The 7,753-nt window shown below is 66.0% G+C and carries 7 protein-coding genes and 1 pseudogene; all 8 read right to left on the bottom strand.

What is annotated here, in order from left to right; genetic code table 11:
* Positions 1–954, bottom strand: a 954-nt coding sequence (locus tag P4U43_RS17240; protein WP_277359834.1) for an NAD(P)/FAD-dependent oxidoreductase, incomplete at its 3' end; no start/stop codon positions are given.
* 34 nt (positions 955–988) lie between these two features.
* Positions 989–2,479 carry a S8 family serine peptidase gene (locus tag P4U43_RS17235; protein WP_277359833.1) on the bottom strand — a complete coding sequence of 497 codons (1,491 nt, stop codon included), beginning with the start codon at positions 2,477–2,479 and terminating at the stop codon, positions 989–991.
* A complete protein-coding gene (locus P4U43_RS17230; protein ID WP_277359832.1) occupies positions 2,476–3,429 on the bottom strand; it encodes a Ppx/GppA phosphatase family protein in 954 nt (317 codons plus the stop codon). Before P4U43_RS17230 ends, P4U43_RS17235 begins: the two co-directional genes overlap by 4 nt.
* A 1-nt stretch (position 3,430) precedes the next feature.
* A complete protein-coding gene (locus P4U43_RS17225; RefSeq protein ID WP_277359831.1) occupies positions 3,431–4,081 on the bottom strand; it encodes a DUF501 domain-containing protein in 651 nt (216 codons plus the stop codon).
* Positions 4,082–4,188: 107 nt separating this feature from the next.
* Complete coding sequence (locus P4U43_RS17220) at positions 4,189–4,893, bottom strand: FtsB family cell division protein (RefSeq protein WP_277359830.1); 705 nt, start codon at positions 4,891–4,893, stop codon at positions 4,189–4,191.
* 101 nt (positions 4,894–4,994) lie between these two features.
* Positions 4,995–6,275: a phosphopyruvate hydratase gene (eno, locus tag P4U43_RS17215; protein ID WP_056548894.1), complete on the bottom strand. Its 1,281-nt coding sequence runs from the start codon at positions 6,273–6,275 to the stop codon at positions 4,995–4,997.
* 145 nt (positions 6,276–6,420) lie between these two features.
* Positions 6,421–7,128 carry a MazG nucleotide pyrophosphohydrolase domain-containing protein gene (locus tag P4U43_RS17210; RefSeq protein ID WP_277359829.1) on the bottom strand — a complete coding sequence of 236 codons (708 nt, stop codon included), beginning with the start codon at positions 7,126–7,128 and terminating at the stop codon, positions 6,421–6,423.
* A pseudogene (locus tag P4U43_RS17205) lies at positions 7,125–7,753 on the bottom strand (hypothetical protein); the annotation flags it as partial. The gene P4U43_RS17210 and the pseudogene P4U43_RS17205, both read right to left, overlap by 4 nt.

Here is a 7,753-nt window from a genome sequence, read left to right as displayed (position 1 = left end):
CCAGGCGCCGTCCAGCGGGCCGTCGTCGCCGGTGATGCGCAGTTCAGCGCTGGCGCGGACGCGGCCGCGCTCGTCAATCGGGAAATCGGTGTTGCGGACCACGGGGTTGGCCTGCACGCCGGCAGTCCATACGAGGGTGTCTGTCTCGAATTCATCCGCCGGGGATTTGTCCGGCATATTGATGAGCTTCAGCTTGCCGTCCTTGGCGCTGGCCAGCGAGGTGTTCAGCTTGACCTGCACGCCGCGGGCCTGCAGGTGCTGCACAACCCATTTGGCCTGCTCTTCCGTGACCTCGGGCATGATGCGGCCCATGGCCTCCACCAGCACAAAGCGGATGTCAGAACGCTGAAGGCGCTTGTTCTTCTTGACGGCAGCGCGCGCGAGGTCTTCCATCTCTGCAAGCGCCTCGATGCCGGCGAACCCACCGCCGACGACGACGAAAGTCAGCGCGCGGTCACGCTCCGCACCCGGCTCCATCAGGGATCCGGTCTCGATGCGCTCGAGGAGCTGGTTGCGCAGGGCGACGGCCTCCTCGATGGTCTTGAGGCCGATCCCCTCCTCCGCCAGGCCCTCGATCGGGAACGTGCGGGTGATGGCGCCGGCCGCGATGACGATGTCACGGTAGTTCAGCTCAAAAGGCTCACTGCCGTCCGCGGGTTCAACGGTTGCCGTGCGCGAGGAGTGGTTGACGCCCGTGACCTTGCCCGAGATGAGCTCGGTGTCAGTCAGGTGCATGCGGTGGGAGACGACGGCGTGACGCGCCTCAATGTTGCCACCGGCCACCTCGGGGAGGAACGGCTGGTAGGTCATGTAGGGCAAAGGATCAACGAGCGTGACAATGCCACCGTGATCCTTCACCTTCTTCTGCAGCTTGTGGGCTACGTACAGACCGACGTAGCCGCCGCCGACAACAAGGATCCGGGGACGATCAGAAAAGTTGGAGGTTTGAGCCATGAAACCAGCGTACCGGACTTTGTGAAAATCTTCACTAACTGTTGTCGCCGTCCGTTTCCGCGCCACCCTGCCGGTACACCCGGATGACCTGATACGTTCCGCCGAGCAGGATACAGAGGATCAGCCCGCCGAATCCGAACACGATGAAAACGGGCAGCGATGTGGCAGCTGACGCACGCTCAGCGGCAGCCGGCACGGTCGGTTCAGGGATGTCGGGCAGCGGCTCTTCGGCCGGTGCCGGTTCCGGCGGAGGAGGCGGCGGCACCTCGCCGCGCCGGTACGTCTCGATGTACTGCGCCATGCTCACCACACCGCCCGCACCCAGCAACAGTTCTTCAGGAACTGTGAGGTCGGCATTCACGGCCGCGGCGGCGTCGAGAATCCCGTGACCGTAGATGGTGTCCTTGCCGGGTATGCCGGCATCGCGTGCGGTCATGATGATCCGGTTGATGACCTGCGGAGCTGTCAGGTCCGGGTACTTGGCACGGATCAGTGCCGCGACGCCGGAGACCAGCGGCGCAGCACCGGAGGTTCCGGACCACTTGCTTGCGTACAGCCCACCCGGCAGCGCCCCGACGAGGTTCTCGGCCGGCGCCGCAATGCCGATGCTGATGCCCTCGGATGATGACTCCCGACTCGCCGCACCCTCCGCATCCAGCCCGCCCACAGCGAGAACACCGGGCATGGTGGCCGGCGCACCTACCTGCACGGACCCGCCGGCGCGGTTGCCTGCGGCGGCGACAATGACGACGTCGTTCTGTTCGGCATAGAGGAATGCCTCGTCCCAGCTCTCCGGCCAGGTGGGAGACGTGCTGCCAAGCGACATGTTGATCACGGACGCCCCGTTGTCCACCGCCCACCGCACAGCGTTCGGGATCTGTTCGTCAATGCTGACCCCCGCGGGATTGGCGCCCGTGGACTCGCCGCCGATCCAGAGCGAGACGGCAAGCAGCTCTGACTCCGGTGCAACCCCGACGACGCCGTCCGGCCCCCGCCCGGCAGCCTTGACTGCAGATTCCCCGGCCTTGGCAGACGCCTCAGCAGATGCCTCAGCTTCAGCAGACGACGGCGGTGCGGAGCCCGAAGGCTTAGCCGACGGCGATGCAGTGCCGGACGGTGTGGCAGACGGGCTTGGTTGAGGCTCTTCGGGCTCGTGCCCACGCCCGGCAATCAAACTGGCCACCAGTGTGCCGTGCTCAGGCACCTCGCCGATACCGCGCTGCCCGTTGGGCGCTCCTGCTCCGGAAACATCGGTTCCGCCGGTGACAACGCCTTCCAGGTCCGGGTGGCTTCCATCCACCCCGCTGTCTATCACCGCGACCGTCACTCCGGCACCCTTGGTGTCCTCCCACGCCTCGGTGATTCCGTAATCTTCCAGCCAGTATTCACGCTCGCGGATCTCCCCGCCGTGGGCCGCAGCGCCTCCCACCGGGATGATGACGCCGGCGGCAAGACCCACTGCAAGCACGACGGCGGCAATCGACCGGGGAATAAGGGCGCCGGACGGCACGGGACGCACTGTCATCCATGTTCCCTTCGGGAGACGGCGCTGAGGGCGATTCCGTCCAGAATGTCATGCTCACTCGCCACTGCGCTCTGCACGCGGCCTTCCGTGGCGTCGGCAACCCGCCGGACGATTGTCCGCCAGATCAGGGCGCCGGCTCCGATCACGTCCACGCGGCCGGGGTGCATGTAAGGCAGGGCCGCGCGTTCGGAACGCGACAGGTGGAGCAGCGAGGTGGTGGCGGTATCGATCTCGTCAACCGTCAGGGACGTGCCATGGATCCGCTCCGACTGGTACTCCGGAAGTTTTAACGCGTGCGCTGTCACGGTGGTGATGCTCCCTGCAACGCCGATGACGCCGTGAACGGAGGCAAGGTTGACGTCGGAGTTCGCCTCATCGATCATCCTGCCGATCTCTTCCTCAGCAGCGGCGATCTCCCGCTCCGTCGGCGGGTCCGAGCGCAGGAACCGCTCAGTGAAACGGACGCAGCCCATATCCGTGCTGCGCGCCGCAAGAACCTGGTTTCCGGTGCCGACGACGAACTCTGTACTTCCGCCGCCGAGATCGACCACGAGGACAGGGGCGTCGTTCTCCCCTGCCAGCACGCTCGCGGCCCCGGAGAACGACAGCTCCGCTTCCTCGCCGCCGCTGACGACCTCCGGTTCGATGCCGAGCCGGTCCCGTACGCCGGAGACGAAGACGTCGCGGTTGCCCGCATCACGGGTAGCCGACGTCGCCACGAACCGGACGCTCCCGGCGTCGTGCTGCTTGATCAGTGCAGCGTACTCATCCACGGCCTCGAACGTCCGCTCCAGCGCTGCTTCGGAAAGCATGCCGGTGGCGTCAACTCCCTCGCCGAGGCGCACCACCCGCATCAGGCGGACGACGTCCGTCAGCCCGGTACCGCCGTCGACATCCGCGATCAGCAGGCGAATCGAGTTGGTTCCGCAATCAATGGCTGCAGTACGCATGTCAGCCCTTCCCTTCACTCGTTCGACGTTCGGCACGTTTGGCATCCAGCTCTGCAGGGCTGAGGCCCTGGGTCTTCACATGCCGGCTGAGATCGCGGTTCGGCGCGTGTCCGCTGGTGTCCCACGCGCCCACGCAGCGGCACTGATCCGCAGTCCACCATTCCGCGATGGCAGCCAGCGCCTCATCTCCCAACGGATTCACGCCCGGACCGGCCGCAAGGGAATGACCGACCAACACATGAAGGCACTTGACGCGTGAGGGCATGCCGCCGGCGGACACGCCGTTGATCTCCGGCACAGGACCGATGCCGGTGCGCTCCCCGATCTCGGACCGCGTGCGGAGGTACGCCTCGTGGGCCTGCCGGTAGCGGGCCGCGAGAGCGGGGTCCTGTTCGAGCCGCTCCGTCATTTCGGTCATGGTCCCGCCGGCTTCCAGGCGGGACACCGCCGCGGTGATGACCGGATGCGTGAGGTAGTAGGTCGTGGGGAAGGGGATGCCGTTACTGAGTCGCGGGGCGGTGGTCGCCACCAGCGGATTGCCGCAGACGCACCGGGCACCGATCTCGACGACGTCCCGCACCGGGCGGCCCAACTGCCGGCTGAGGGTCTCGAGATCAGCCGGTGTGGGGGCAAGCGGATTCGATTCCGTCACTGCTGTCCTTCCTGAACCTTGTCTACCTCCGGCGTTTTTGTCGCCTGGTTGCGGTTTCGGAGTGCCTTTGACAACAGATAGGCGACAAAAACTTCCGCATACCAAGGTTAGTCGGTGGCAGCCCGCTCCACAGATTCCCAGAGGGCATCCGCCCACGGCAGATCCTCCGGCGCCGCGGCGGACTGCTGTTCCGCCGACGTCTCCACGCCTGTTCCGCCCTTGACCAGGTAGCGGGTTTCTCCGGGCATCACCAGGAAGAGGCGGTCGCGGGCCTGCTGCTTGATGTACGCGGGATCCTCCCACCGGGCGATCTGCGTTTCGAGGACGCCCTGCTCCTGCTGCAGCGCCGCGATGCGATCCTGCAGGGCTTCGGTTTCCGACTGCTGCTGCAGGTAGGTGCGCACCGAGGGCGCCAGCAGCACGATGATGGTCACCAGCACGACGGCGAGCGCCAGCAGACGCCCGGAGAAGGCTTTGGCGGGGATCGGTTCCGCGTCCTCCGCGGGCACAATCACGCGATCCGAGGGCTTGCGGAAAGGTGCGCTCGCGGTCCGGATGGCCCCAGCCAGCTGCGAGCGTTCCGCGGCCCTGGCTTCGGACGGAGAGGATTTTTTGCGCGGTTCCGGCGATGCCGGAGTACGCGCTGCCCTCTGCGGTGCCGGCGGCGTCTCCGTCTTGCGGCCCGCACCCGACGGCGTTGAACGCACTGAAGCGCCCTGGTTGCCAGGGCGCTTCAATTGCGGCGTCTGCTGCCTCTGCCCGTCAGTGCGCGCTCGCGTTGTACGCGGAACGCTGGGGCGTCGGGTGGACATCGGACTCCTCGCTCACGCTGTGTTCTGCCGTCAGGTCAGGGGAAATGCCCCGACAAAGACGGTTACCTGCTTAACGAGGGTAACGCCCCATGATGGACCAATCAGGCAGTGAAACGCGGGAAGGCCGAACGTCCCGCGTAGCGCGCGGCGTCGTCCAGTTCTTCCTCGATACGCAGCAGCTGGTTGTACTTGGCTACGCGCTCCGAACGGGCCGGTGCGCCCGTCTTGATCTGCCCGGCGTTGGTTGCCACGCAGATGTCAGCGATGGTGGTGTCTTCGGTCTCACCCGAGCGGTGGGAGGTGATCGTGGTGTACCCGGAACGCTGGGCCAGGGAAATGGCGTCCAGTGTTTCGGTGAGCGTGCCGATCTGGTTCACCTTTACGAGCAGCGAGTTGGCTGTGTCAGCCTTGATGCCGCGCTCTAGCCGGACCGGGTTGGTCACGAAGAGATCGTCGCCGACGAGCTGGACCTTGTCACCGATGGACTCGGTGAGTGCCTTCCAGCCGTCCCAGTCTTCCTCGTCCAGCGGATCCTCGATCGAGACCAGCGGATAGTCGCGTACCAGCTCCTCGTAGTAGGCGCGCATCGCCGCGGAATCGAGCGTCTTGCCCTCGAAGGTGTAGCTGCCGTCCTTGAAGAACTCGGATGCGGCAACGTCCAGCGCGAACGCGATGTCCGTGCCCGGGGTGTAGCCGGCGCGCTCGACCGCGGTGGTGATGAGGTCGAGGGCATCGCGGTTGGAGGGAAGGTTAGGAGCGAAGCCGCCCTCGTCGCCTAGGCCGGTTGCCAGGCCCTTCTCGTTCAGGACCTTCTTGAGCTCGTGGTAGACCTCGACGCCCCAGCGGAGCCCCTCGGAGTAGGACTCGGCTCCCAGGGGAACGATCATGAACTCCTGGATGTCGACGTCGGAATCGGCATGCGATCCACCGTTGAGGATGTTCATCAGGGGAACGGGCAGCACGTGCGCGTTGGGACCGCCCAGGTAGCGGTACAGGGGCAGTGCGGAGGATTCAGCGGCTGCGCGGGCAATCGCGAGGGAGACGCCGAGCATGGCGTTGGCGCCCAGGTTCGACTTGTTCTCGGTGCCGTCCAGGTCAATCATGGCCTGGTCGATGGCGCGCTGGTCTCCTGCATCGAAGCCGAGCAGTGCCGGCTGGATCTGCTCGATGACGGCTTCCACTGCCTGGAGTACGCCCTTGCCGAGGTAGCGGTCCTTGTCGCCGTCGCGGCGCTCGTTTGCCTCGAAGGCGCCCGTGGAGGCACCGGAGGGAACAGCCGCGCGGCCGAAGGTGTCGTCGTCGAGCAGTACCTCGACCTCAACCGTGGGGTTGCCGCGGGAGTCGAGGATTTCACGTGCGTGGATGGCGTCAATGATTGCCATGGAAATGCTCCTGTTCGTGTCTGTGGAGTTTCTTCGGACGGACAGCGCAACGTGCTCAGCTCTAAAAAGCTGATGCGTCTGCGCGGGGATTCGTACTCAGCCTAATTGAAAGCGGCCGTCGATGGCCGACCGTGACGGGCTCTTTTCACTTGGGGACGACGGGCACGGCCGAGCCAGACCGCGCGAGATGTTCATCCTGGTACCTGCGCACAGCAACGCGCAGCGCCCGCTCCGGATCCAGCCCCGCGTCAACTGCACGCCCGACGACGGCGAGCAGCACCCGGCCGACCTCGTCCTCCGACGCCGGGTCCGCTTCAACCGACGGCTCGACGACGCCGCCTTCCTCTCGCCCGGAGGTTCCGTTGCGGCGTGCGCGCTTCAGCGTCTTCGCCGCCGCTGCGAGCGCCGGAAGCCCCGCCGGGATGCTCGCAAACGGCGTGGAGTCGGGCTGTTCCTGCGCCTTGATGCTGTGCCACGACGCTTCGATCTCCGCAATCGAGGAGGCCGGTACGTCCCGGAGACCGCCGTCGGGAGTGAAAACGTGCGCGTTCCGCCGAATCATCTTTGCTGTGAGTCCGTCGATGACCTCCGCCAGGGCGAACGATCCGCTTTCCTCCTGCAGGCGTGCGTGAAGCACCACCTGCAGGAGGACGTCCCCGAGTTCGGAGCGCAGTTCAGCAACGCTGGCCGGCCCCTCAAGCACCTCCAAAAGCTCGTAGCACTCCTCAAGCAGGTACTCGGCGAGCGATTCGTGGGTCAGCGTACCCATCCAGGGGCAGCGCTCCCGGAGCTGCCCGATGACGTCGACCAACCGCTCGAGGGCCGCTCCCGCCCGCTGGGCGCTTTGGGTCATGCGCCGTTGGCGCCGTCATACCCCTGCGCGATGAGCTCCGCGAGAGCGGTGCGGCTGTCGAGGGGGATGAACGCGGCTTCCACGGCGTTGAGGGTCAACTCAAGCAGGTCATCGAGGTCATAGTCGAAGGTTTCAACGAGGAGCTCGAACTCCTCGGTGAGCGTGACACCGCTCATCAGGCGGTTGTCCGTGTTGACGGTGACGTTGAAACCGAGCTGGTACAGGAGGTCGATCGGATGGCTCGTGATGTCCTTGCCGAAGGCCTCGATCGCTCCGGTCTGCAGGTTCGACGACGGGCAGACCTCGAGGGGAATCCCGCGGTCGCGGACCCACGCGGCCACCTGGCCCAGGCTGGCCATGCCGACCGGGGCGTCCGAACCGCCGTCGTCATCGAATTCCACCGTAATGTCCTCAGCGATGCGCACGCCATGGCCCAGCCGCTGCGCGCGTCCGCTGACGAGGGCGTCGACAATGCTCTCGACGCCGGCAGCCTCACCCGCATGGACCGTTGCCGGGAACTGGTGCTGGGCGAGGGGCCCGGCCTGTAGCCGCCGGTGCAGGTCAACGCAGGAATCAAAACCCTCGGTGACATTGATGAAGACCACAGGGGTGAGCGGACGGAACG

The organism is Arthrobacter vasquezii (assembly GCF_029455255.1).
Taxonomy (GTDB): Bacteria; Actinomycetota; Actinomycetes; order Actinomycetales; family Micrococcaceae; genus Arthrobacter_D; species Arthrobacter_D parietis.
This window is presented reverse-complemented; position numbering and strand designations above follow the sequence as displayed.